20 protein-coding genes are annotated in these 25,456 nt (G+C 57.7%); 16 read left to right on the top strand and 4 right to left on the bottom strand.

Features of this window, described 5'->3' with window-relative positions:
• Window positions 1-3: 3 nt before the first annotated feature.
• Entirely contained in the window at window positions 4-750 is a 747-nt protein-coding gene (locus SynM161_RS00805; RefSeq protein ID WP_186541694.1) for a 5'-methylthioadenosine/adenosylhomocysteine nucleosidase, read from the bottom strand.
• A 77-nt stretch (window positions 751-827) separates the two neighbouring features.
• On the opposite strand from SynM161_RS00805, the gene SynM161_RS00810 reads away from it, so the two are divergent.
• The 12 genes from SynM161_RS00810 to SynM161_RS00865 all read left to right on the top strand — a co-directional run bounded on the left by SynM161_RS00810 (window position 828) and on the right by SynM161_RS00865 (window position 15,047).
• Window positions 828-1,271, top strand: coding sequence for a hypothetical protein (locus tag SynM161_RS00810; protein WP_255441828.1), 444 nt, complete (start codon window positions 828-830; stop codon window positions 1,269-1,271).
• 75 nt (window positions 1,272-1,346) lie between these two features.
• Window positions 1,347-2,060, top strand: a complete 714-nt coding sequence (locus tag SynM161_RS00815; RefSeq protein ID WP_186541695.1) for a heme oxygenase (biliverdin-producing) — start codon at window positions 1,347-1,349, stop codon at window positions 2,058-2,060.
• Between the two features lie 10 nt (window positions 2,061-2,070).
• Window positions 2,071-3,120 (top strand): glycosyltransferase, encoded by a 1,050-nt coding sequence (locus SynM161_RS00820; protein ID WP_186541696.1) that lies wholly within the window; start codon window positions 2,071-2,073, stop codon window positions 3,118-3,120.
• A gap of 49 nt (window positions 3,121-3,169) precedes the next feature.
• The gene (locus SynM161_RS00825) at window positions 3,170-5,005 is read left to right on the top strand and encodes an ABC transporter ATP-binding protein (RefSeq protein WP_186541697.1); all 1,836 of its coding nucleotides are present in this window, start codon (window positions 3,170-3,172) and stop codon (window positions 5,003-5,005) included.
• A gap of 6 nt (window positions 5,006-5,011) precedes the next feature.
• Window positions 5,012-7,222, top strand: coding sequence for a glycosyltransferase (locus tag SynM161_RS00830; protein ID WP_186541698.1), 2,211 nt, complete (start codon window positions 5,012-5,014; stop codon window positions 7,220-7,222).
• On the top strand, window positions 7,222-8,370 hold the full coding sequence (locus SynM161_RS00835) for a glycosyltransferase (RefSeq protein ID WP_186541699.1): 1,149 nt from the start codon (window positions 7,222-7,224) through the stop codon (window positions 8,368-8,370). Before SynM161_RS00830 ends, SynM161_RS00835 begins: the two co-directional genes overlap by 1 nt.
• On the top strand, window positions 8,363-9,622 hold the full coding sequence (locus SynM161_RS00840; RefSeq protein ID WP_186541700.1) for a glycosyltransferase: 1,260 nt from the start codon (window positions 8,363-8,365) through the stop codon (window positions 9,620-9,622). Before SynM161_RS00835 ends, SynM161_RS00840 begins: the two co-directional genes overlap by 8 nt.
• A complete protein-coding gene (locus SynM161_RS00845; protein WP_186541701.1) occupies window positions 9,619-10,791 on the top strand; it encodes a glycosyltransferase in 1,173 nt (390 codons plus the stop codon). The genes SynM161_RS00840 and SynM161_RS00845 overlap by 4 nt, the downstream gene beginning before the upstream one ends.
• Window positions 10,792-10,974: 183 nt before the next feature.
• Window positions 10,975-11,844 (top strand): sulfotransferase, encoded by an 870-nt coding sequence (locus tag SynM161_RS00850; protein WP_186541702.1) that lies wholly within the window; start codon window positions 10,975-10,977, stop codon window positions 11,842-11,844.
• Between the two features lie 160 nt (window positions 11,845-12,004).
• Complete coding sequence (locus tag SynM161_RS00855) at window positions 12,005-12,814, top strand: sulfotransferase (RefSeq protein ID WP_186541703.1); 810 nt, start codon at window positions 12,005-12,007, stop codon at window positions 12,812-12,814.
• A 59-nt stretch (window positions 12,815-12,873) separates the two neighbouring features.
• Window positions 12,874-13,713, top strand: a complete 840-nt coding sequence (locus tag SynM161_RS00860; RefSeq protein WP_186541704.1) for a sulfotransferase — start codon at window positions 12,874-12,876, stop codon at window positions 13,711-13,713.
• 89 nt (window positions 13,714-13,802) lie between these two features.
• Window positions 13,803-15,047, top strand: coding sequence for a CCA tRNA nucleotidyltransferase (locus SynM161_RS00865; RefSeq protein WP_186541705.1), 1,245 nt, complete (start codon window positions 13,803-13,805; stop codon window positions 15,045-15,047).
• 9 nt (window positions 15,048-15,056) lie between these two features.
• Here the strand turns inward: SynM161_RS00865 and SynM161_RS00870 are convergent, their stop codons facing one another.
• Entirely contained in the window at window positions 15,057-15,620 is a 564-nt protein-coding gene (locus SynM161_RS00870) for an HAD family hydrolase (protein ID WP_186541706.1), read from the bottom strand.
• 162 nt (window positions 15,621-15,782) lie between these two features.
• On the opposite strand from SynM161_RS00870, the gene SynM161_RS00875 reads away from it, so the two are divergent.
• The 3 genes from SynM161_RS00875 to SynM161_RS00885 all read left to right on the top strand — a co-directional run bounded on the left by SynM161_RS00875 (window position 15,783) and on the right by SynM161_RS00885 (window position 21,035).
• A complete protein-coding gene (locus SynM161_RS00875; RefSeq protein WP_255441830.1) occupies window positions 15,783-16,991 on the top strand; it encodes an O-antigen ligase in 1,209 nt (402 codons plus the stop codon).
• 21 nt (window positions 16,992-17,012) lie between these two features.
• Window positions 17,013-19,406, top strand: coding sequence for a UvrD-helicase domain-containing protein (locus SynM161_RS00880; protein WP_186541707.1), 2,394 nt, complete (start codon window positions 17,013-17,015; stop codon window positions 19,404-19,406).
• A 213-nt stretch (window positions 19,407-19,619) separates the two neighbouring features.
• Entirely contained in the window at window positions 19,620-21,035 is a 1,416-nt protein-coding gene (locus SynM161_RS00885; protein ID WP_186541708.1) for a hypothetical protein, read from the top strand.
• On the opposite strand, the gene selD is transcribed toward SynM161_RS00885, so the two are convergent.
• Both selD and galE read right to left on the bottom strand, forming a co-directional pair.
• On the bottom strand, window positions 20,983-23,016 hold the full coding sequence (gene selD, locus SynM161_RS00890) for a selenide, water dikinase SelD (RefSeq protein WP_186541709.1): 2,034 nt from the start codon (window positions 23,014-23,016) through the stop codon (window positions 20,983-20,985). The genes SynM161_RS00885 and selD overlap by 53 nt on opposite strands.
• Window positions 23,013-24,074, bottom strand: a complete 1,062-nt coding sequence (gene galE / locus SynM161_RS00895; protein ID WP_186541710.1) for a UDP-glucose 4-epimerase GalE — start codon at window positions 24,072-24,074, stop codon at window positions 23,013-23,015. The genes selD and galE overlap by 4 nt, the downstream gene beginning before the upstream one ends.
• A gap of 87 nt (window positions 24,075-24,161) precedes the next feature.
• Here galE and hisS point away from each other — a divergent pair, with 87 nt between their 5' ends.
• Window positions 24,162-25,454 carry a histidine--tRNA ligase gene (gene hisS / locus SynM161_RS00900; protein ID WP_186541711.1) on the top strand — a complete coding sequence of 431 codons (1,293 nt, stop codon included), beginning with the start codon at window positions 24,162-24,164 and terminating at the stop codon, window positions 25,452-25,454.
• Window positions 25,455-25,456 lie beyond the last annotated feature (2 nt).

The following is a 25,456-nucleotide window of genomic DNA, read 5'->3' on the forward strand; positions in this document are numbered from 1 at the left end:
GCACTATCGGGGCGTGTTGTTGCAGTGCTGCAGCAGGGCCTCAATCAGCCGCCAGGCCTGTCGTTCGTAGCGTTTGACGAAGTCTTCGAAGCTTTGGGAGGCCGTTTCGTCGGCACCATCGGAAATCACCCGCAGCACCAGCCAAGGCACACCTTCCTGCTCGGCCACCTGCGCGACAGCAGCACCTTCCATCTCAACGGCCTGCAGGTCGGGCAGGGCATCCCGCAGCGCCTGCAGCACCGCTGGATCTCCGATGAAGCGATCCCCCGTGGCGATCAGACCGCTCCTGGGCCGTGCGAACCCGTCCAGGTCGCCTGCATTGTGAGCCTCCATCAGAGCGGTCTTGGCCCAGTTGAACCAAGGTGGCTGCGGTTGGAGCCGGTCCTGGTTCAGTGCTGGCAGCGTGAAGCGTGGGAACAGTGGCCGGGCATCCATGTCGTGCTGCACCACGGCATCAGCCAACACAACATCCCATTGACTCAGGGCCGGATCCGCAGCCCCGGCAACGCCGGTGAACACCAGCAGATCGATGCTGGGATCGCTGGCGAGCAGGCGAGTGGCGGCCCGCGCAGCGCTCACCTTCCCCCAGCCGCTCCAGGCCAGGCTGAGGCGCACCGTGTCGTTCCACGATCCCCTGTGGATTCTCAGGTCGCCATGGTCGCTGCAGCTCAGATCCGTGAGGTGGCTTAGATCAGAGCCGATCTCTTCCGGCATGGCGCCCAGCAGGCCCAGGTGCAGCGGTTGCGTCATGGTTTCGTGAACCTCGCTCAACCGTAACGGCGACCTTTTGCATCTCCCCCCACACTGTGCGGAATGACGAGGTTGCAGTGAACGCGGGCGAATCGGTACACAGCGTGGCCCGGATGCGAGCGCTGGCATCCACGATCACGCTTGTTCGTCGCCAGTTTCCCGCTGCACAGGCCAACCTCAGCCCCTGGCGGGACGACCCGCAGACCCGGCAGTGGAGTGAATCGGAATCGCTGGACCTCTCGTTTCACTTCCCTGGCTGGAGTCCACGCCTGGAATGCCGCAGTTTGCTGATGCAATTGCGCATCAGCACGGATTGTGGTGACGATCAGCTGCGCCTGCTGGGAGTCTTGATGCGGGGCATGACCTACGACGGTGAACGCTGGCGCCTCGCCACGGTTGGTGAATGGTTGCCGGAAGGCCCCCACCTGCCTCAGCAGCGGCAGGTGAAGCAGCTTCAGCAGATTTGTCGCGAGCTGTTCGAACTGTTTGATCGGAATGCTTCGTCCGATACAGCGGCGTAACCCTTCGCAACGCTCGTGGCCACCCTTCCGTGGACTGCTTATAGGGTCCTCCTATCGGTCCAATCACAAGCATTCATGTCCGTTGCACTGGCTGCCCAGATTCGTGAAGGCACGAAAAAGTCGCACACCATGGCCGAGAACACCGGCTTTGTGAGCTGCTTCCTGAAGGGTGTCGTCGACAAATCCAGCTATCGCAAGCTTGTTGCAGACCTCTACTTCGTCTACGAGGCGATGGAAGAGGAGATCGACAAGCTGGGTGATCATCCGATTGTTGGACCGATTGGCAAGAAAGAGCTCAATCGTCGCGAATCTCTCGAGCAGGACCTCACCTATTACTTCGGTGCAGGTTGGAAAGAGCAGATTCAACCCTCTCCGTCCGCAGCGGCTTACGTTGAACGGATTCATGCCGTAGCGAAGGAGTCCCCAGAGCTCTTGGTCGGCCATCACTACACCCGTTATCTCGGTGATCTCTCTGGTGGTCAGATCCTCAAGAACATCGCCCAGAAAGCGATGAACATGGATGGCGACGACGGACTTCGTTTCTACGTCTTCGATGACATCGCCGATGAGAAGGCGTTCAAGGCCAATTATCGCGCTGCGATGGATAGTCTTCCGATCGATCAGGCAACGGCCGACCGCATCGTCGAGGAAGCCAATCATGCTTTCCACCTGAACATGAACATGTTCAAGGAGTTGGAAGGCAATCTTGTTGCCGCGATTGGCAAAGTGCTGTTTGGCTTCCTCACCCGTCGTCAGCGGGCAGGCAGCACCGAGGCCGCAGCCGCTTGAGTGTTCACTGGTGCCCACCCAACTGATTCGTTTCCTGGTCCCCGGGATCAGCAGTCGCTTTCGTTGTGGAGGGCTCAGCGTCGAACAACAGACCGCCCGACTAGTGGCGAATCTGTGCCCGACGGAACTGGTCACCTACCGCGAACGCTCACCCGAGCATCCGTACCTGGACGACTGCCTTCGCCTGGAGCCCCCGGATACCAAGGTTCTCTGGGTGGTCAGCTGGGGCTTTGATGTTCCTGGCTTAATCCGTCGCTTAGATGGCCGTCGGGTTGCGTACCACGCCCACAGCAGCGCCTACGGCTTTGACTTGCCGCCAGGTGTTCCTGTCTTGGCCGTCAGCCGCAACACCTTGGGCTATTGGGGCAACCAAGCTCCCCGCAACCCCCTTGCCCTGGTCCCGAATGCTCTGGACCAGACCTGGCTCGACCGTGGCGACCGTGCGGTAAGCCAGCGCCGCCCGATCGATGTGTTGGTTCAGGCCCGTAAGAGCAGTCCTTATGTTCTGAGGCAACTGGTGCCAGCCTTGCGACAGGCGGGCCTTGTGGTGGAAGTTCAGACGGGCTGGGTGGATGACCTGGTGGATCTGTTCAACCGCTCCACGGTGTATCTCTACGACTCAGCGGAGTACTGGCGCGGACGTGGCGTGACCGAGGGCTTCGGCTTGCCGCCGCTGGAGGCATTGGCCTGTGGATGCGTTGTGTTCAGCAGCCTCAATCACGCCCTGGCGGACTATGGAGATCCAGGTCACACCGTGCATCAGATCGGTTGTGGGCGGCTGCGTTTCGATCTTGAGCGGATCCAGGCTGCTGTTGCATCCCCTCAGCGCTGGCGGCCCTCCAGCGATTATTTGGAGGACTTGCTTCACGAGTGTTCAGAAGCTGTGCTGCTCGAGCGCTGGCGTGGTGCCTTCGCACACCTGGATGCAATCGAGGCAGTATCGGGGCCTCTCCTCAGCAGTTCTCCCACGTGGCGGTTGAGACTGCAGCATCTGATCGATCGACTCCAGCGAGTGGTCAATCGGTTGCCCGGCTGGCCGAAAGGCCTGCTGCACCGATAGCTTTTGCGACTATGGATAAGAGGAGATGGATGGTGGTGTTTATCGCTGAATGATTGAGGCTTTGCAGCGATCCATCCAGAGTCAGACCTGGAGAGAACTTCAAGTTCTGCTTCGTGAGCTAGCGCCAGAAAGACGACGGTTTCTCGCTCTGGTCCTGTTGGCGTCGCTCTTGCAGGGATTGGTCGATATTTTTTTGGTGGGTTTGTTGGCGCGTTTGGTCGGCTTGCTAGCTGGAGCCAAGCTCGGTGACCAGATTCCTGGGATTCGTTTTTTTGGCGGAGGTTTACAAGATCAGGTCGGCTGGATTGTGGTCTTGCTGATAGCGGCTTACTGGTTGGTATCTGGTATTCGTTTCGGGGTGGCCTTGCTCGAATCTTTATTGACAGCGGAGATTTGGGCAGACCTAGTGAATAAAGTTTACCGGAATTTGATGTTGCAGCGTTATGAGTTTTTTGTGCTTAATCGCAAGGCGTTGTTGTCTGAGCGCTTTAATCGAATTCTGTCGCGTGTGACAGGAACTGTGATTACTCCAATGATTGCTATTTCGGCAAGCTTTGTGTCTGTCACCGCGCTGATTCTCGGAGTGGGATTGATGCTTGGCAGTACATCTCTGTTTATTTTCGTCCTGCTGTTTGTTGCCTATGCACTTTCTTCGAGAATAATTACTCCTTATCTTAGGTTGGCTCTGCGTCAGAAAATTCGTTATTCAAGGCGCCTCAAATTAATCTTTTCTGAGTCAATGAGATCGATTAGAGATGTACAATTATATTCTTCGCATGAATATTTTGTCAATCGATTCTCTAGCTCAGGAGTTCTAGCGAAGAGGAGTGATCGTCTTTCAAAGTTATTGCCTGCGGTTCCGCGATTTGTCATAGAACCCGCAGGTATCACAATTCTTTTTGTGGTGGGACTTGCCCCTGCGATTTCCTCCGGAGATGCTGACCGTCTGCGTGAGGCGCTTCCGGAATTGGCGACGGTTCTGGTGGTGCTCTTGCGTATTACGTCGCCTTTGCAAACCGTTTTTAGCAATGTCAATAAGTTGCGTGGTGGGCTTCCTGAGGTGAAAGATGCTTTGGAGTTGCTCAGGATGAGACCCAACCGATTGTCTCTTGGTGATTCAGGAGTTCCCTCTTCGGACGGCATCATGCCGAGTCGGTTGATTGAGCTCAGTGGAGTCAACTTTTCTTATCAAGAAAGTGATCGACTCGTTCTTGAAAATGTGAGTCTTTCAATTCCTGTGGGCTCTCGAATTGCCCTTGTTGGCAGCACAGGGAGTGGAAAAACAACCATTGCCCATCTTTTGCTTGGTCTTTACACGCCTTCGACAGGTGGCTTGTTGCTCGACGGTGTGCCTGTCTCTGCGGAGGAAATGCCGGCATGGCAGGCGAATTGTGCATTCGTTCCCCAAAATATTCGCTTGCTTGATGCAAGCGTCAGAGAAAATGTTGCCTTTTGCGAGGATCCAGATTCAATCGATGACAATGAAGTTTGGGCGGCTTTAGAAGCCGCTCAGTTTTCTGAATTTGCAGCCCAGATGCCCTACGGTTTGTACACAATCTGTGGTGAGGATGGCATTAAGCTTTCGGGAGGTCAATGTCAGCGCTTGGCGTTAGCTCGAGCTTTTTATCGAAAAGCCAAACTCATGGTTTTGGACGAGGCTACAAGTGCTTTGGATAACAAAACAGAGCATGATGTGATGCATGCCCTCGACTTGATAGGAAGACGATGCACCATGGTTGTGATCGCGCACCGCCTTTCAACGGTTAAAAAGTGCGATCGTATTTTTGAGATTTCCCAGGGCCGTATTGTTGCTTCGGGAGACTTTGAAACTCTCAAGAAGCTTTCACCAAGTTTTCGCGAGATGACCATGTTGGATGCGGTTTAGGTAGTCGTGGCCGACATTGTTCTTCTGGCCACGTCGGACTGGGACCATCCGCTCTGGACCAACAAGCAGCATGTGACCTGTGCGCTGGCAGAGCTGGGTCATCGCGTTCTTTATGTGGATTCCCTTGGGGTCCGTGCTCCACGGGTTGATCGCTCCGACTCGGGTCGGATTTTGAGGCGTTTGCGTCGGGGATTTCGTGGGCCGCGTCAGGTGAGGCCAGGGGTATGGGTCATGTCGCCTCTGGTGCTGCCGGGGCAGACCCGAGGCTGGGCCGGACTCCTAAACCGTTGGAGTCTCAATCTCAGCCTGTTGGTGGCCGATTGTCTGCTCGACCTGCGCCTTCCGTTGCTTTGGACGTTCAATCCCCAGGCCCGCGATTATTTGCGCTTGAGCCGGTTCCATGCCGTGGTGTATCTCTGCGTGGATCGCATTCAGGCGCAGCCGGGGATGCCGGTGCAGCCTCTGGAGGATGCGGAGCGTGATCTCTGCTCTCTGGTTAATGCGCTGTTCACCACCTCGCCGGAACTGCAGGCCTCGCTCGGGCCTCTGAATGCCGGCAGCCATGGTTTTGGCAATGTGGCTGATGCCACCCATTTCGGTCAGGCCCTGCATGCCGGCCTGCCCCGACCAGCGGATTGGCCCGCCACCAAGGGGCCAGTGCTCATCTTCATTGGTGCGATCGATGCCTACAAGCTCGATCTCACCATGCTCGAGGCCTTGATGGAGCGAACCCCCCATTGGACTTATCTCTTCATCGGTCCTGTGGGGGAGACCGATCCCAGCACTGACGTCAGCACCTGGAAGCGCTTTCCCCATGTGCATCAGCTGGGCCCGAGGCCTTACGCCAGTCTCCCCGCTTACCTCGCCCATGCCGATGTGGCGTTGTTGCCGCTGCAGATCAATGACTACACCCGTCATATGTACCCGATGAAATTCTTCGAGTACCTGGCGGCCGGTCGCCCAGTGGTGGCCACGGCGATCCCCGCCTTGTGCGATCAGGGGGATGTGGCTCTGCTTTGTGAACCTGAGGTGTCCGCTTTTGAGGCGGCGATTCAGCAGGCGTTGGCAGGGGAGGGGCCGTCCCTGGAGCACCGGCTTGAGCGTGCCCAGCTGCATACCTATCGCACGCGCACCCAGGCGATGCTCGACTGCCTCAGTCAGCACGGCCTGATGCCAGATGAGCCCTTGGCTCCCCAGGCTCCCCGCTATTTCCATTTGCTTACTCAGCTGGGTCGACCCCACCTTTCAGCTCAGCTGCGCCTCGCCCAGTTGCGCGTGCTGGAAAGCTTGGGGCAACAACAGTGGGCTGAACGTTGCCTGCGTCGCTGGCTGGTGCGGGAGCCGTTCAACATCACTTTGCTGAATGATCTGGCCCGGCGTCGTTTCGCTCAGGGCGACCATCGTGAGGGTCGACGCGTGATTGAACGGGTCTGGAAGGAAGACGGTGAAGCCGAAATCCTGCACCAACTGTTATCGCGCCGCCGGTCTTTACAGGGCAGCCGCATCGATCAGCTGGCGATGTTGGATGAACTGGCCTCCAGCACGGTTTTGCCGATTCACTTCGTGGGCTACTGCCGGATGGTGTGCACCTATCTGGCCATTGATGCCAAGGATGTGGCGGCGTTGCGCCGGGGTGTGGAAGGACTGGAGGTGATCTTGGCGGAGTTGGAGTGCGATCCCGATACCTTCCGCTGCCTCCAGCCCAAACGGAAGAACCGAGCCAAATTGCTGATCTCAGCGCACCTCACGCGTCTTCGTGCCTTGATAGCGCTGAAAGACACCGCAGCTTTGAATCGGGCCTCATGCGATCTGCTGGTCATCGCCCGGCGCTACGACCCTTTCGCCACTGATCGCGTCACGGCCATATCCATGACCCGCAGCGTCATGGGCTGTCTCACCATTGCCGCGGTGATGGCTTGGCATGCCGGCGATCCGCGGCGTTTCGATGCCGTGGTCGATGAAATGGAGCGTCTGTGCAAAGCCTGTCATGCCGATCGCTTCGACGTGATCGCGGGCGAAACTCACGAAGACCATCGAGGTTTTGCTGATGCTGTAGTGGCTAGGCTTCAAGCATGCCGCTGGTCGGTATCGGAACCCAGCGCGCGTCCGTCCAGGCACCAGTTGGTTGATCCTGTCCAGCGGGTGTTTTTCTCGGATTTGCGTCGGGAACGAGCCGCCAAAGCCGAGAGCTTTCTGCAATCGCTTGGGTTGCGCTGATGGCCGTGCTGCGGGTGGTGTTCATCATTGATTCGCTCAAGCTCGGTGGTGCGGAGCGGGTGTTGCTCCGCTGGGCCGGCTGGTGCCGTGAGGAAGGTTGGCAGGTGTTGATAATCACGCGGCATGGTCCCCAGCGTGATGCCTATCCAGTTCCCGACGGGGTGGAACGCTGGGTGGAGCCCCGGCTGTCAGTGCCCCTGGAGCGGTTGGGCTGGTTTGCTTTCCCCTGGCGGCTGTTGGCCTTGCGCCAGTTGTTGCTTCGATACCGCAGTGATGTGGTGGTGGGCGTGACCACCTTGCCTGCGGTGAAACTGCTGCTGGCCAGTGCAGGACTGCCATTGCGCACCGTGGTTTCTGAACGCAACTACCCGCCGGCCAAGCCTCCGTCCCTGCTCTGGCGATGGTTGCGGCGCCTCACCTATCCCTGGGCCGATTTGCATCTGGTTCAGACCGTCCCCGCCGGTGTTTGGCTGCGCGATCACTGTGCTGTGACGCGCCAACGGTTGCTGCCCAATCCGGTCAGCTGGCCGCTGCCGGAGCGGGAGCCTGTGGTGTCGCCTGAGGACTGGCTGGCAGCCGATGCTCCCTTGATCCTTGCGGCGGGAACAAAGTCGCATCAGAAGGGATTTGATCGTTTGATGCCTGTGTTCGCTGAGCTGGGGCTGCGGTTCCCCAGCCTGCATTTGGCCTTGCTTGGACTCGCGCCGGGTCGCTATCACGGCCGCGACCAACAGGCCGACTTGCGCCAGGCTCTCGGTGACAACTTTGACTTGCAGCAGCGGATGCTCTTGCCGGGCGTCAGCGGGAGCATGGCTCGTTGGTATTCGCGGGCCACGGTGTTCGTGCTGCCATCGCGCTATGAGGGTTTTCCCAATGTGTTGCTGGAGGCGATGGCAGCCGGTTGTGCCTGCATTGCTAGCGACTGCCTCACTGGGCCTTCGGATCTGATTCGCGATGGTGAAAACGGACTCCTTTTGCCGCCCCAAGCCACCACCGACGCTTGGGTGGACGCGATCGAAACGTTGCTGATGGATCCGGAGTACCGGTGCCGGTTGGGCGCTCGGGCGGCAACGGTGCGGCAGCGTTATGCCGCTGAACGCCTGCGGCGTGATTTTCTAGAGGCGTTGCGCCCACCGCGCCATGGATGATCTCTGGGTTGTGCTTCCCCATATCGGTGCTGGCGGTGCCCAGAAGGTAGGCCTGCTCGCTGCGGAGCATTTCGCGGTTCAGGGATTCAAGGTGCGGGTGCTCTCTCTTCGCCATGGCCATCCCATCAAGCATGCGATCCCCGATGGTGTGGAGCTCTTGGATCTGGGCCCGGATGTTGAGGGCGGTGAGAATCGTTCGTTGATCGCGCGGCTGCGTCGCTTCACTAATGCTCAGTTGATCAAGTTATGCCGTTTGCTGACGTTGGCCGGCCTTCAGCTCACCTGGCGTTGGTGTGAGCACAAGGTTCAGCCTGATGCCGATGCTTGGGTGACTCGCCTGCTCGCATGGTGTATGGAGGGCCTTGGTGGTCTGCGCTACCGACGTCTTCGAGTGCTTTTGCAGCAGCAGCGCCCGAAGCGTGTGTTGGCACTGCTCACCAAAACCAACATCCTTTGCGCGGCTGCGGTTTGGGACCTTCCCATTCATCTCGTCGTGTCTGAACGCAATGATCCGCGCCTTCAGCAACTCGATCGTCTCTGGAGTCGGTTGCGCTCCGTTTACTACCGCCGTGCCGATGTAGTGACGGCCAATACGGAGGGGGTTCTGGATGCTCTTCAGGCCATGGGACCATGGAAACGTTTAGCTCTCTTGCCTAACCCCCTTCCTGGTGGTTTGAGGCTGCAGGATTCTCACCAGCCGAGTCACGATCAGCGGGAGATTCTGGCGGTGGCTCGTCTGGTGCCCCAGAAGGGTCTGGATGTGCTGATCCGTGCTTTCGCGTCTCTGCCGCCGTCGGTCCGAGATGGTTGGTGCGTCACCCTTGTGGGTGATGGGCCGGAGCGCCAAACCCTTGAAGAACTAGCAAGCGTTGCGGGGCTCAGGGATATGGTCCGTTTCGAGGGATTCCGCTCGGATCCGCTGGTGTTTGTGCGCCGCGCGTCGATCTTTGCGCTGCCTTCGCGGTTTGAAGGAATGCCCAATGCACTGCTTGAGGCCATGGCGGCAGGACTGCCCTCGGTGGTGAGTGATGCATCACCCGGTCCGCTGGAGATGGTGAGGGATGGTCAGCAGGGGCTGGTGGTGCCCAGTGACGATGTGATCGCTTTCGCTGCGGCACTCCAGCGGCTGATGCTCGATGGAGATCTGCGCCATCGTTGCGGTGTTGCTGCCATGGCAACGTTGCGGACGCTCGACTGGGATGTGGTGGAGTCCCACTGGCGTTCGGTATTGGCTTTGCCTGCGCAGCTATGAGTGAGGTCCCCGCCGGTCGCAGCAACTGCCGTGAGCGGGTGCTTGTTTTGGCCCCCACAGCACGCGCTGTCAGTGAAACGTTCATTCGCGCCAATCTCAACGGGCTGTCATTGGACTTGACGGCTTACTTCGGCGATGACCTTCCCTTGCATGCGCCTTGGCGATTGGCCTACGGCAGTGCCATCTTCATCAGCAAATTTTTCACGCGTTTGAATTGGCTGCATCTGGCTGGCTTGCCTGCAGCCTGTGTGGCCTTTGCCCTGATCCGTCGCCATCAACCGGAGGTGGTGATGGTTGAGTTTGGCTTTGAAGCCGTGCGGGTGATGGAGGCCTGCGTTTGGTCGGGCGTACCCCTGGTGGTGCATTTCCGCGGATCCGATGCTTCTGCACGGACTCGACTGGGGCTTCTCAAGAATCGTTATCGACGTCTGCTGAGCATGGCCTCCGGTGTGATCGTCAAATCCAGACCAATGGCCGACACCCTGTTAGCGCTGGGTGCACCGGCGGACCGCCTGCTGATCAGTCCCTCTGGCGCCAATGCGTCCTTGTTTCAGGGCAGCTCCCCGGCTGCGGCCCCCCCTGTCCTGTTGGCAGTGGGGCGTTTTGTGCCCAAGAAAGGACCTCTTGAAACCCTCCGAGCATTTGGCTTGCTTTGCCGTGATCCAGTGCTTTCTGCCTCCAAGCCCCAACTCTGGATGGTGGGTGACGGACCACTGTTGCCCTCAGCACGATCGCTGGTGATTGAACTTGGCCTTCAGGAGAGGGTTCGCTTTCTGGGTGTTTGCTCTCAAGTTCGTGTGGCGGAACTGATGCGGCAGGTCCGAGGATTCGTTCAGCATTCGAAGGTGGCCCCGGATGGTGACAGCGAGGGCAGTCCCGTGGCAGTGATGGAGGCTCAACTCAGTGGTTTGCCCGTTGTTGCGACGCGTCATGCGGGCATTCCTGAGGTGGTGCTGGAGAACCAGACAGGGTTGCTGGTGGATGAAGGAGATGAGTGCGCCATGGCACATGCGATGAGCTTGCTGCTGTTGGATCCTGCGTTGGCGGCAGAGTTGGGTGCCTGCGGACGCCGGCGCATTCAAGAGCAATTCACGGTTGAACATCATCTTCGGCAGGTCGAGCAGCTGTTGCGCGATGCCATCTACGACAGGAGAGCAGCGTGCTGTTGACGATTTATGGAGTGGTCGAAACCAAACTTGTCCCTACGACGGCTATCACTCTCGTCACTTTTTGCGAGGTCTAAGGTGGCTGTTCTGATGATGTGGTCTCGTTATGCTAAAGGTTTTAAAGAGATCCAAGAAGGGAATAAGTCACTTTATTTATTTTCGGAATCACCTCTAATTAATTAATTAATGACTTTTCCGCCTGACGCATCTGTAAGGCCAACTGTGGTTTACATCACAAGTAGGGGCCACAGTGGTTCTACTTTGTTGTCTCTAATACTTGGAGGTCATTCTCAGATTGTGAGTGGAGGAGAGTTGAAGATGCTGATTAATGCCAAGGATGAAAACAAATTATGTAGCTGCCACTTTGTAACTCCAGATCAATGCCCTTTCTGGAGTCAGGTGCAGCGTCATGTCATCGATTCTGTCGGTGTTCCTTTTGATGAGCTTGCTTTAATGGAGGATGGTGATGATGAGACTTTCTCACTGCATAATCAGGCTTTGTTCACTGCGATTGCTGATGTAAGTGGCTGTTCGATCGTTGTTGATTCATCGAAGTCTTTGATGCGTTTGTCCCGCTTACTTCGGGCGCAGGAAAATGGATGTTTTATCAATGTGCGGCCTATCCATCTTCATAGAGGCCCCTTGGGGTTTGCAAACAGTTGTCGAAGAAAAGGTCAAACATTATTCGCTGCAGCTGAACGTCATTCGAGGGAATTTTTTAGAACTCGCGAATTCCTCAGTGGCAAGTCTCATTTGTTTGTTAGTTATGAAAAATTTGCTCGTCAAACAAGGCCCTCGCTGTGCCGTTTGATGGGCTGGATTGGTTTGTCGATTGATGAATCTCAGTTACAGTGGAGGCAGGGTATTCGTAGAGATATTGGAGGAAATCGTATGCGAATTGGCGGCTCGTCTTTGATTCAAATCGATCAGAGTTGGAAGCATGATTTAACTATTGCTGAAATCATCAAGCTAACGTTCTTTACTCTGCCGATTCGTTTGCGTTCTAAATGGCTTTACTCTAGGTTCCGTAATCGCAGGATTAAATTTGGTTTATGAGTCTGGGCTTACGGATTCATTGTTGTTGATTTTGGCTTCTGTTCAGGCATTGCTATGCATGATTCCACTAGTCTTGAGTGGCAGGTTTGTCGCTCTTGGCAGTTCTTTTTCAGATTATACCTATGTTATAATAAGCATTATTTGTGAAAATCTATAAAAAATGACCTCCTGGAATTTGGTTTATATCACTAGCAATGGCCATAGTGGGTCAACATTGTTGGATATGTTGATCGGCTCCCACTCTGAGTGCATCACTTTGGGAGAAATTCATCAGCTCACGCTGAAGGCGAAAGGGGTATGTGCTTGTGGGGCCGCTAACTATAAAGAATGCTCTTTCTGGCGTGATATCGATTTACGACTTCAGTCTGATGGTGGACCTGAGTTGTCTGAATTGCATGTCGACTCTTGCCATCAAGACGAATTTCGGCGTAGTAATCATGCATTGCTTAGTGTTCTTCAAGAGAAAACAAAAGCTCGTTGGTTTGTGGATTCATCCAAGAAGCTGACGAGATTAAAAAGTTTGCTCGCTGATTCCTCTATCAACGTTTTGCCTGTACACATTGTTCGACGGCCTGAGGGTGTCGTCTGCTCAAACATGGCAAAGGGAAGAGGATTTTTATCTTCGTTGCGTTCCTATTATTCTGGCCTTTGGTCCAGATATAAGTATTTGCGAAGGAAACCCCATCTTCTTGTTTCTTATGAGGAACTCTGTTCTCATCCAGAACAAGTGATGAATCGGATTATGAATAAATTGGGTTTAGATTTTGAGTCTGAGCAGTTGGATTGGTCAAGTCATGACCACCATAATGTAAATGGGAATAAGCGCACACGCACAACTCGCCAGTCTTCAATTCGTTTGGATGAGCGTTGGAGGACAGACCTCAGTATCTGGCAGCGTCTTGTTGTGAAGCTGGCTACGGTTAAATTCAAGACTTGGCTTCGATTGCGCTATGGGGTCGAGTCTTGCTGAAAATTTCTTGCGAAGCTGATAGAATGAACTGAATTAATTCCATTACAGATCTAAAAAATATGCAAAAAATTGGACCTCACTTTATTGTCATCGGAGCGCAACGTTCTGGAACGACATGGCTTCATCGTGTATTGTCTCAGCACGATAAGCTTTGGCTTACTCCTGTCAAAGAGTTGCATTATTTTGATAAACAATCTATCAAGTTGGGAGTATTGAATAAGTATGAGCGTCATCGGGCTCGTTTCTGGAGCTGGAAGCGTGCGGCGATCGATCCGAGATGGTTTGGCCGCTATTGGTTCTTGCCTCGTGGTGATGAATGGTATGCAAAGCTTTTTCGTCGAGCCCGTGCAAGGGGAAAAATTACAGGAGAAATTACTCCTGCTTATGCTGCAATGTCTGATCAAAAATGGGTTCAGATTCATTCATTATTCCCTGATGTCCGTTTAATTTTTGTGATGCGAGATCCGATTATAAGAACCTGGTCTGCCCTTCGAAATAATATGAAGAAAGGTCGAATTGATCCTTTCTCTTCTGTAGAAGATCTTATTGAGCTGTCTTTGAAGCCGTCCATTGCTTCTAGATCTGATTACCTCCATGCAATTCAGATGGTGGAGTCGAAATTTGGGGCTGACCAGCTGCATTGCTGTTTTTTTGAGCAGCTCATAGCTGAGCCAACTGTTTTCGCGGATTCAATTTTTAAATTTTTGGGTGTAAATCCATTGGGAGAGGAATTGGTTGTTCCTGCGGCTGTTAATAGTGCAGCCGGCGGAGATCAACCTCCTCTTGCATTGCAGCGAGCTTTGGCAAAGGAGTATCTGCCTATGACCGATCAGTTGGCTGACCGTTTTGGTGGCATTCCACGAGAATGGGCGACAAAGTATCGGAAGCTTTTGGGCTGATTTTCGCTGGTTTTGGCTGATTCGCCGTTGCCTCTCCTGGTTCTTCTTTGGGCCATGACGATCGTGTTTGATCTTTCGCTTTGGGCGGTATGAGTCAATATCTTTCCCTTGATGCTCCTGATTTAGACAGCGATCTAATCGCTTTGTTGGCAGAACAGGCGGGCTTTTCTGGTGTTCGTCTTGCCCTGGTGGGAGGTGCTGTGCGCGACCTCATGTTGTATCAAATGCTCCGAGATCCTTGGCGTCCGCTGTCGGATCTTGACCTTCTCCTGGAAGGTTCATCCTCTGATTTTGTAAGTCATTTGCAGGATCTGTACGGACCTGATCGTGTCTCTGAGTTGCAGCTGCATGAGCAGTTTGGGACCGCTGAACTCGTGATTGATGGGTTGCGTTTGGATGTGGCCTGTGCCCGCACCGAGACGTATCCCGCGCCTGGAGAGAACCCTCATGTCCAGGCCGGCACTCTTGAGCAGGATCTCGCACGCCGTGACTTCACGGTGAATGCGATGGCTTTGGTGCTCCAACCGGATGGATCACCTCAATTGTTTGACCCCCATCGGGGTCGAGAGCATCTGTTGCAGCGTCAGCTTGTGTTCTTGCATGAAACCAGCGTCGCTGATGACCCCACCCGTGTTTTTCGTGGCGCCCGCTATGGCGCCCGCCTTGGTTTTCAGTTGGCACCCTCAGCGTTGGTTCAGGTGCAAGCCACCTTGGTCCAGTGGCCCTGGGCGTGGAAGCCAGGTGACGTCATGGACGCTGTGCCTCCTGCCTTGGGCACCCGGTTGCGCATGGAGTTGGAGCTGCTGTTCGAACGTGAACCCTGGCAAGAAGCACTCACGCTGTTGCAGCAATGGTCCGCAATGCCCTTGCTTGATCCTGCCTTGCAACGCGATTGTCGTCTCTGCCGACGGCTGGTTCAGGGAAGTCGGCTTGAACTCCCCGCTTTGATGGTCCTAGTGGCTGCTGCCGGCGATCCAGTCGGTCTGGCTTCACGTTTGCAGCTTCCCCACCAACAGCAGCTCTGGCTTAATCAACTGGTTGATATTCGTCATTGGTTGGCTGATGAGGTCAGCGAATTGCCATGGGATGGCTGGGGTGCCCTGGATTGGACCCGGCGCCTCGAGCAGAAGCGCTGGGCACCTGAGGTGGTGGCGCTTGCTGTGCTCGACAACAACGCATTCCGACGACCAATGCTGCGGTGGTGGGGGCGTTGGCGGCATGTGAGATCACCAGTGAGTGCCCGCGAGCTCATGGCTCAGGGCGTAACGGCAGGTCCCGCCCTTGGCGATGCGCTGCGTCGTTTGAGAGATCAACAACTTCAGCAGATGTGCTGAAGCAGGTGGTTAGTTGTTGCGATCCCGCCAGCCCTGGTCGGCAAGAGTTGTCCAGATCCCGCGGGCTTTCAGAACCCGCTCAGCCAGTTCGCGCACGGCGCCATGACCTCCCTTGTGATGCATCACTGCATCTGCTTGGCGGCGTATTGGCCCACAAGCGTCACTTGGCGCCAGTAGGAGTCTCACGTTGCGGCGGACGGCGAGATCGTTGAGGTCATCGCCCACAAAACCGGTGTTGTTTGGCGCAATCCCCAGGCGTTGTTGCAGTGCCTTGAGTGCGGGTGGTTTGTCTTGGATGCCCACCAGGCAGTGGTTGATGTTCAGTTGGCGTGCCCGTGCTTCTGTGGCACCGCCATGGCCACCGCTGAGCAACGCCAGTTCGATCCCGGCTTGTTGCAGCAGTTTCAGGCCGAGACCATCGCGAACGTCGAAGCGTTTCTGCAGTTGACCCTCCGGATCCAGCCATAGGCCTCCATCCGTGAGCACACCATCAACGTCCAACACCAAGAGCTGCAACTGGGCCAGTGGTGTTTTGAGCCGTTGCCAGTGCCATTCACGCAGCATTCGTCGCATCCTCTTGTCCCTCTCCTATTGCGAATCCGGTCTGTGCTCGATCTTGAATGTGCATGGTTCCCTGCAGCTGTCGGCCAAGCTTTCTCTGTTGGCCTCTTCGCTCGTGTCAAAGCCTTCAGTGGTTTGGTTCTGGCAGGCTGAGGATTCTTCCAATGGCTTGTCTTGCCAGGTTTGATTCACTACCTCAAATCTCCTTGGCTGGATCTGCTGCTTCCGCTCTCGCTGATGGGCTTCATTTGGGAGCGCAGTGGTAACCCAGCAGGCATGGTCTGCCTTCTCGCCACTTGGTGTGCTCTGAAGTTCGCACGATGGCTGCCCTCACAACCGGTGTACGGCGTGTTGATCGGGGTGCTCAGCATCATTCTCAGTGCGGTGATCCATCCCGTGAGCGCTTCGGCTCCCACAGATTTGTTGCTGGTGTTGCTTGCCTTCGCGGCTGGTCTTCAGCAATCCAAGGATCACTGGAGAGTCGCCCTCTGGATCGTGCTGGCGACCGTGATCGTTTCTCTTCCTTTTGTTGAGTTCGACCGATACAACAGCAATCTCGACGCCATCCCGTGGTCAGTTGTACGTGATCTCCTGCCTCAGGAAGCAGCTCGAATCCAGAAGATCACCATCAATCGTTCCGGTTATCTCTACGGGCTTTTCGCCTTGGTCGGATACGGACTTTTTCGGGCTGAAGTTCGGCCTTGGATGTCCCGTTTGGCGGCGGTTGTGGGCATGCTCAGTTTTGTTATGGCTTTAGGAACCGCATCTCGGGCCGCTGCTCTGTTCCCAATGGCAGTACTGGTCTTGAGCGAAATGTTCTGGCGAAATCGCCTTTGGGTGGCTCGGAGGGCTCAATCCCTCACGGCCGTTGTGTTGGTGTTGTCGTTGATGTTCAACGTGATTATTTATTGGCCTACCAGCCCATTGGCTGCTGGAGATCCTGCCGATGTGGGTCGAGCCAACATCGCTCAGTGTTTCGTGCGTCAGGCTGCACGCTCCTTGCCTGAGCTGGTGATCGGACAGGGCTACGACAGGGTGTCTGATCATTGTGCTGAAAGGGTGTTTCTTCCTGTTCCAGATCGCACGAAGGAAATTCCCCATGCGCACAACGTTTTTGTGCAGGCACTTGCAGATCAAGGCCTTGTGACCTTGATGCTCATGGTGATGGCTTTCGCTGTGATTTTGCATCGTTTGTTTCTTGGCCTTGGGGGTGATGCAGCACCCCTTTGCTTGATCGGTTTGTCCTGTGCCCTGTTCATCCTTGCGTCCGCGTTGGTGGAATCCACGTTGCTGAAAACATCCCTGCAGCAGGTGATCAGTGGTTACCTGCTGGCCGTTGCTTGGGTGGCACCGGCACCGCGTGGGCCCATGCGGCACAACTAAGAACTCTCGTAGCATCAGCCGATGGGTTTTTTGGCCGGCCTTAACGACGCCCAACGACGGGCTGTCGATCATCACGAGGGGCCTCTGCTGGTAGTGGCGGGCGCTGGCAGTGGCAAAACGCGCGCTCTCACCCATCGGATTGCTCACCTGATCGGTGAGCACGGTGCCGATCCCGCTCAGATCCTGGCGGTGACCTTCACCAATAAAGCTGCCCGCGAGATGAAGGAGCGGCTTGAGCTTCTCCTGGCGCAGCGTCTGGCCCAGAGCCAGTACGGCCAGCCCTGGAGCACCCTGCCCCCGGTGGAGCAGCGTCAGCTGCGCTCACGTATTTACAGGGAGGTGACCAAGGAGCTGTGGATCGGCACCTTTCATGCCCTGTTTGCGCGGATGCTCCGCTACGACATCGACAAGTTCAAGGACGCGGAAGGCCTCACCTGGACCAAACAGTTTTCGATCTACGACGAGGCCGATGCCCAGAGCCTGGTGAAGGAGATTGTGACCCAGGAGCTGCAGCTGGATCCCAAGCGGTTCGAGCCCAAAAAGACCCGCTGGGCCATCAGCAATGCCAAGAACCAGGGTTGGCTGCCGGATCAGCTTGAGGCGAATGCCGAAGGTCAGCGGGGCAAACTCACTGCCGATGTCTACCGGCGTTACCGCAAGGCACTGGCCGCCAACAACGCCCTCGACTTCGATGACCTCCTGCTGCTGCCAGTGCAGTTGCTCCAGCAGAACGAGCAGGTGCGCAGTTACTGGCACCGCCGCTTTCGTCATGTGCTGGTGGATGAATACCAGGACACCAACCGAACCCAGTACGACCTGATCAAATTGTTGGTCACCGATGGCAAGGATCCTCAGGATGTTGAGGACTGGTCAGGCCGTTCCGTCTTTGTGGTCGGTGACGCTGACCAGAGCATCTACAGCTTCCGTGCGGCTGATTTCACGATCCTTATGGGGTTCCAGGACGATTTCGGCGATCAGGCGCCGGATGAATCCACCCGAACGATGGTGAAGCTGGAGGAGAACTACCGCTCCACCGCAACGATTCTCGAGGCAGCGAATGCCCTGATCGCCAACAACAGCGAACGGATCGACAAGGTTCTGCGTCCCACACGGGGAGAGGGGGAGCTGATCACCCTCACCCGCTGTGACGACGAGATTGCGGAGGCGGAAGCCGTGGTGCACCGCTTCCGAACGATGGAAGCCGCCAACCCCGAGCTGAGTTGGGGTGATATGGCCGTGCTCTATCGCACCAATGCCCAGTCCCGTGCGATTGAGGAATCACTGGTGCGTTGGGGAATCCCCTACATCGTGGTGGGGGGGCTGCGCTTCTACGACCGTCGCGAAATCAAGGATCTGCTGGCCTATTTGCGGCTGCTGGTGAACCCGGCCGACACGGTCAGTCTGCTGCGGGTGATCAATGTGCCGAAACGGGGCATCGGCAAGACCACGATTCAGCGCCTCACCGATGCGGCCAATCAACTGGGGATTCCGCTGTGGGACGTGGTGAGTGATCCCGAAGCGGTGCGCTCCCTCGGCGGCCGTTCGGCCAAGGGTCTTCTTCAGTTCTGTGATCTCGTCAATGACCTGAAAGCCCGCAGTCGTGATGTGGCTCCATCGGAACTGATTCAGCAGGTGATGGAGAAGAGCGGTTACGTCAGTGAGTTGATTGCCGATGGCACCGATGAGGCTGAGGAGCGCCGCCGCAACCTGCAGGAATTGGTGAACGCCGCTCTGCAGTACCAGGAGGAAAACGATGAGGGCGACCTGGAGGGATTTCTGGCCACGGCAGCTTTGTCGAGCGATGCCGACAACAAAGACACTGCGGCTGATCGCGTCACCTTGATGACGCTGCACAGCAGCAAGGGTCTGGAGTTCCCGGTGGTGAGTTTGGTGGGTCTTGAGCAGGGATTGTTCCCCAGCTACCGCTCCCTGGACGACCCGGCTTCGCTCGAGGAGGAGCGTCGGCTCTGTTATGTGGGCATTACTCGAGCCAAGGAACGGCTGTTCCTGTCCCACGCCTGTGAACGTCGTCTTTGGGGTGGCATGCGCGAAGCGGCCGTCCCTTCGGTCTTTTTGTCTGAGTTGCCTGAAGCCTTGATTCAGGGAGATCTCCCCCAGACCGGTGGGGCAGCACTCCGGCGTGAGCGGCGCCTTGACCGGCTGACCCGCGTGGACCGCGACAAGCCGTCATCGGCCCCCGCCAATGCTGTGCGTCGCCGTCAGGCCGGTCCAGCCCCTGGGCGCAGCTGGCAAGTTGGCGATCAGGTCGTCCATGCCAGCTTTGGGGTTGGTGAAATCACCCACACCTTTGGAAGTGGCGAGAAGGTGTCCATCGCGGTCAAGTTCGCAGGGATGGGTCCAAAAATTCTGGATCCTCGCCTGGCCCCGATCGAGCCTGTGACGAGCTCCGGTTGAACCGAACTGGTGTCGGACCCCTGACTTCCTCAATGGATCCCACCCTGAAGAGCTGCTGCGTCATCCATCAGCTGCAGTGATTCTGGGCCTGGGCGGAGATGGGACATTGGTAGCCCGGTTAGGGTGAATTTGAGGAATGGTTCATCCCTGGACACCGCTGCATTGGCCCAGGACTGAGGTATGGCAGCGCAGTGCAGCCCAGGTTCGAAGCCGATGAAACGCATTGGGCTTGTTGTGGTGGCAGCTCTCTGCCTGGCTTTTGGCCTCCGGGCCTTGCTGTTGATCGATGCCACTGCGCTCTGGGGGGATGAGCTGTACAGCGTCGGTAAGAGTTTTCAGCCCAGCTTCAGCAGGTTGATGGCGATGTTGCGGGAGGACACTCACCCTCCGGCGTATTACACCCTGCTCTGGCTTTGGGGACATTTGGTTGGTCAGAACCCCATCAGCCTCCGATTGCTGTCTTGGCTGGCTTACGTGGCGGGTGGTCTGGTGATGGTGTGTCAGGCGATGGTCTTGGGCGAGAAGCGTCCCCAGGTGGCGGTCATCGCAGCGCTGCTTGTGTTCTGCAGTCCATATCCCATCCGTTTTGCGATTGAGGGCAAGAGCTACGCGCTGCTTGTTCTTTTGCTCTCCTTGGCGTGGTGGTGGCGTCGTTCAGCCCATCCCATGGTTTATGGAATCACGGCTGCGTTGGCCGGACTGACGCATTTTTATGGGCTTTTTCTGGTGCTTGCGGCTGCGGCTTGGGATGGTTGGCAGCGCCGTTGGTCCATGTCGACTGCCGCCTTGATCGGAGCCCTTCCGGCCCTGGCCTGGATGGCATATGCCGCGGACTACCTGTTCAGCTCTCGAGCAGGCAGCTGGATTGGGCCGCCGGATTACGCCCTGTTTGAAGAGATCTTGGCTCGCGGTCTTGGTCTGTGGCCCCTGCCCAAATTGGGACTGATCCTGGCGTTGCTGGTGGTTCTGAGGCGCTGGGGAGGGTTGCACCATTTGCCTTGGCCGAAACTTGATCTGCTTGATCGAAGCGGTCTGGTGCCGTCCTTGTTGATGGTGATCGGTGTTGTTGCTGTGTCGTTCGTGAAACCGATGGCCTTCAGCCGCTATTTCGTGGTGCTGGTGCCAGCGGTGGTGCCCGTCGTGGCGGTTCAGATCGGTGGTTTAGATCTGAATCGTTTGGGGCGCTGCTGTTCTCTGCTCGTGCTGGGTCTGTTGCTGGCCAGTTGGTGGGGGCCTGGTTTTGCCGAACTGGATCCGGTTGCAGGCGGTGCACGTGAACAGGATCAGTTCCGGCTGATCAGCCAGCGCACCAGCGGTTTGGTGGAGCGTTATAGCCCTCGATCCCGTTTGCTCAATCTGAGTGATCGCATGGAAGAGGTCATGGGTCGGATTCCCAAAGACCCTGTCCCTTGGGGGAATCGCCATGCTTTGGAGCGACGTTTGGCCATGCCACCCTTGCCGCGGGAGCTTTGGCTGGCCAGCAGCGGACCGTTGCCGAAATTGACCCGCAAGATGCAGCCGATGCAGGAGCAGGTTGAAAGGGAGGGATACACCTGTCGGGACCGCTCCGGTGATCTCAGTTATGCCCGACTGCTGCAATGCCAATCTGCCGCCAGGGTCCTTCGCTGAGAAGAGATGCGGCTGTGCTTTCTGGGCAGGCCAAAAGCAGTGGACCACAGGTCTGCGGATCCACGAGCAGTTCCAGTAGCCCCTGGGATGGGGTCTGGTTGAGCTGCACTGTGGAGTCCAGCCAGTGCCAGCTGCGTCGATTGGCGGGGGCGAGGCTGCTGGCTAAGCCACGTTCCAGCAGCTCGAGAGCCTGGGGATAGGCAGGAATGGAGTCGGCAAATAGCTTGACCTGCAGGGGTGCGCTGCTCTGCAGCATTTCTCCCAGATGGCCCAACAGCCCGAAGCCTGTGATGTCCGTGCAGGCATGGATCTCGTCCCGGTGCGGCCGAAGCTGGTCCAGCAGCCGGTGTTGGCTGCAGGTCATCACCGCTAGGACACCGTCGATCGCGGCTGGCGGCACCGCTCCCGCCATGGCAGCGGCAAACAGCACGCCGGTGCCCAGGGGGCGGCTCAAAAGCAGCGCATCCCCCGGCTGAATCCCCCCTTTCCGCCAGGACGTTCCATGGCTGCGTCCGTTGACACAGAGCGTCAGTTGAAGTCCCAGTTCCGCCGGTTTGGGTGCATCGCTGCGGGCTTCCAACGTGTGGCCGCCAATCAGGGATGCCCCCTGCTCCTGCAGGACTGAGTTCACCCCGGCCAAGGTCTGGGCCAACAGCTCCTGCTGATCCCGATTCTCCAGAGCTGGCAGCGTCACGATGGCTTGGGCGCTGTCCACAGTGGCCCCGCAGGCCCACAGGTCGGAGCTGGCGTGCAGGGCAGTCAAGCGACCGTTCATCCAGGGATCGCTCAGCAAGGCTGGGAATCCATCCACGCTCTGCAGCAACGGCGGTTCGCCGGGAATCTGGGCAGCATCCTCTGGAGATCCGCTGATTCCCACCTGTTGTAGCGCTGCTTCCAAAGGCTGGGCGGGGAGCTTGGCGGCGCAGCCACGGCAGGCCATCGGGGTGTTCGGGGCCATGGCACCGGCGTTCCGGAATGCTTCGAGAAAGCGTTGGTCGATCCGTCGCTTCCACCGCCAGAGCAGTGCTGATGGACCGAACTGCCAATCACCCCAACGGGCCCAAGCCTGTCCATGCTGGTCCCCGATGAGCTGCAGGGCCCGACGCTGTGGATGCCAGGGACGTAGGGCCCGTTTGCGGCAATGGGCTTCGAGGTTTTGGGCCAGTGGATGGGCAGCGCGAACGGCCCACACTCCTGATGCAGGCCGCGGCGCGTTGGAGATCACGGCGCAGTCGCCAGCAGCAAACACGTTGTCGTGCCCTTCCACTTGCAGGAATCGATTGGTGCGCACCCGGCCATCGGGGTCCACCGGCATCCCACTGGTTTCGATCCAACTGGGCGCCCGACTGCCGGTGCAGCGCAGGCTGGTGCAGCTGTTGCTGTCTACGTCGCCTTCCACGAGTTGCACCCGTGCTGTGGCAAGCATCTGGCGCTCCAGAGCTCCCAGTTGCTGAGGGTGGCTCTGAAGTTGCAGTGGGCGTTGGGGCCAGCGGCGGCGCAGGGCAAGCACCACTTCGAGGCCGGCAGACCCTGACCCCACCACGCGAAAGGGAGTTGCGCTGCTGGGCTCTTGCTCTGCCAGAAAGGCAAGGGCCGGCTCCAGGGGTTTGATGGCCACTCCTTCAGCGTCGCTGCCCCGGCTGACCGCTCCGACGTCCAAGCTCAGCAGGGCGTAAGGAAGGTCAGGGCGGTCGCTCAATTGCAGCAACTGCCGTCCTAGATCAACCCCGCAGATCTCCGCCTGCACGAAAGCCGCGCCGGCGCGATCGCAGAGCTGACGCAGGTCGATCTCAACGTTTTTCTGTTGTTCAAGGCCGGCAATCATGGCCGGCACCATTCCTGAGTACAGCGCTGATCCAAGGCGATTGACGAGCACGATGCGTCGATCAGGCCGGTGCTGGGGCCGCATGGCCCAACGTTTGAGCAGAAGTGCGTGGCTGTGCCCCCCGCCGGCAAGCACCAGTGCCCCAGCTGATGTCATGCGGATTTCCTGTAGCCCATTGGGTTGGCCTGCTGCCAGGTCCAGCCATCACGGCAGATGTCGTTCAGCGTGCGCTTTGTACGCCAGGAGAGGGTGTTGGCAGCTCGTGTGGGGTCAGCGATGGTGATAGCAGCGTCGCCAGGCCGTCGATCGACAAGGGCATAGGGGATGTGTTGTCCGCTGGCGGCGGCGAAGGCGTTAACCACGTCGAGAACACTGGCCCCGGCGCCGCTGCCGAGGTTGCAGATGAGGTGCTGTGGTTCAGCATTCAGGAGGCTGTCGAGGGCGGCTTTGTGCCCGTCGGCAAGATCCATCACATGGATGTAGTCGCGCACCCCGGTGCCGTCATGGGTCGGCCAGTCGCTGCCAAACACCTGGAGCTGATCGCGACGTCCGACGGCAACCTGGGATACGAAGGGGAAGAGGTTGTTGGGGATGCCGAGGGGGTCTTCCCCGATCTGGCCGCTGGGGTGAGCGCCTACGGGGTTGAAGTAGCGAAGGCAAGCGATCCGCCAGGTGTTGGGCGCGCTGGCGTTGAGATCAGCGAGCATTTGTTCAACAGCGGCTTTGGAAAATCCGTAAGGGTTGATCGGTTGAATGGGCGCTGATTCAGCAATGGGGACGTTTGCAGGGAAGCCGTAGACCGTGGCGCTGCTGCTGAACACGAGGGTGCGGCAGCCATGGGCCTCCATGGCGGCGAGCAGGGTACGGGAGCCAGCAACGTTGACATCCCAATAAAGGAGGGGCTTCTGGACGGACTCGCCAACGGCTTTGAGTCCGGCGAAATGAATGACGGCATCGAAAGGACGATCGTTGGCGGCAGCATCTGAAAAGAGCTGGTCAAGGGTGTGGGGGTTGCGGATGTCCCCGTGCTGGATCTGCAGCCGTGTGCTGTTTAGGGACACTCCGGAGAGGGCAGCCACCCTGCTGAGGGCTTCCGGAGAGCTGTTGGAGAAGTTGTCGAGGACGAGCAGGTCGTGGCCGGTTTCCAGGAGCACCAGGCAGGTGTGGCTGCCGATGAAACCGGCGCCGCCAGTCACCAAAACACGGCTGCCCATGCACCTCGGAGTTCCTAGCATCATCTGATTTTGAAGCAACTGCCGCCAGCGGGCAGACTGGTCCGCTGTTGTGATGGGTCCGGTGTTGTGAGTCAGCTCCAGAGCCTCAGAGGCATGGTGGATCTGTTGCCAGAGGCACTGCAGCGCTGGCAGGCGGTGGAGGCCCAGGCACGAGAGCACTTTCGGCGGTCCGGGTTTGGTGAGATTCGAACGCCGCTGTTGGAGTCGACCGATCTGTTCTGTCGTGGCATCGGTGAGGGCACCGATGTGGTGGGCAAGGAGATGTATAGCTTTAAGGACCGGGGCGATCGCTCCTGCACCTTGCGGCCTGAAGGCACCGCATCCGTGGTGCGTGCAGCGCTCCAGCACGGCTTGCTGAGTCAGGGTGCCCAGAAGCTTTGGTACGCCGGTCCGATGTTTCGCTACGAGCGCCCTCAAGCAGGGCGGCAGCGGCAGTTTCATCAGATCGGGGTTGAGTGGCTGGGGGCGGAGCGGGCTCGCAGCGATGTTGAGGTGATTGCGCTGGCCTGGGATCTTCTGGCCAGCCTTGGTGTGGGGGGCTTGCAGCTGGAACTGAACAGCCTTGGAACAGCGGAGGATCGTCAGGCCTACCGCAACGCCTTAGTCGCTTGGCTTGAGCAGCGGTCTGAGGCCCTCGATCCAGATTCCCAGGCGCGCCTAAGCGCCAATCCGTTGCGGATTCTGGATTCCAAAAACAAGGACACCCAGGCACTGCTGGAGGATGCTCCAACCCTGGCGGATGCCCTTGCTGATGCCAGCCGTGAGCGTTTTGAGGAGGTGCAGCGAGGTTTGGCTGCCCTGGGGATTCCTTTTCGGCTGAATCCGCGCTTGGTGCGGGGTTTGGACTACTACAGCCATACAGCTTTCGAGATCACCAGCGATCAACTCGGAGCCCAGGCCACCGTGTGTGGTGGTGGTCGTTATGACGGTTTGATCAGCCAGTTGGGAGGCCCTCAGACCCCTGCCATTGGTTGGGCCTTGGGAATGGAGCGGTTGTTGTTGGTGTTGGAGGCCGCGGCTCAGGCAGATCCCAATGGACCGGCGGCATGCCTTGTTGGCACACCTGTGCCTGATGCCTATCTGGTGAACCGTGGAGAACGCGCCGAAACCGTCGGTCTGTCGCTGGCCCGGTCGTTGCGGCAGCAAGGCCTGACGGTTGAGCTGGATGGTTCAGGTTCGGCCTTCGGTAAACAGTTCAAGCGGGCGGATCGCAGCTGTGCCCGCTGGGCACTGGTGCTGGGCGATGAGGAGGCCGAGCGGGGTGAAGTGCGGTTGAAGCCATTGCACCAGCAGGGAGAGGAGGTCACTGTTGCGCTGAGTGGAATCGCCGCAATCGTGGAGACACTGCGCACCCCCTGAGC

It is taken from the genome of Synechococcus sp. M16.1 (assembly GCF_014279895.1).
In the GTDB taxonomy this organism is placed as follows: domain Bacteria; phylum Cyanobacteriota; class Cyanobacteriia; order PCC-6307; family Cyanobiaceae; genus Parasynechococcus.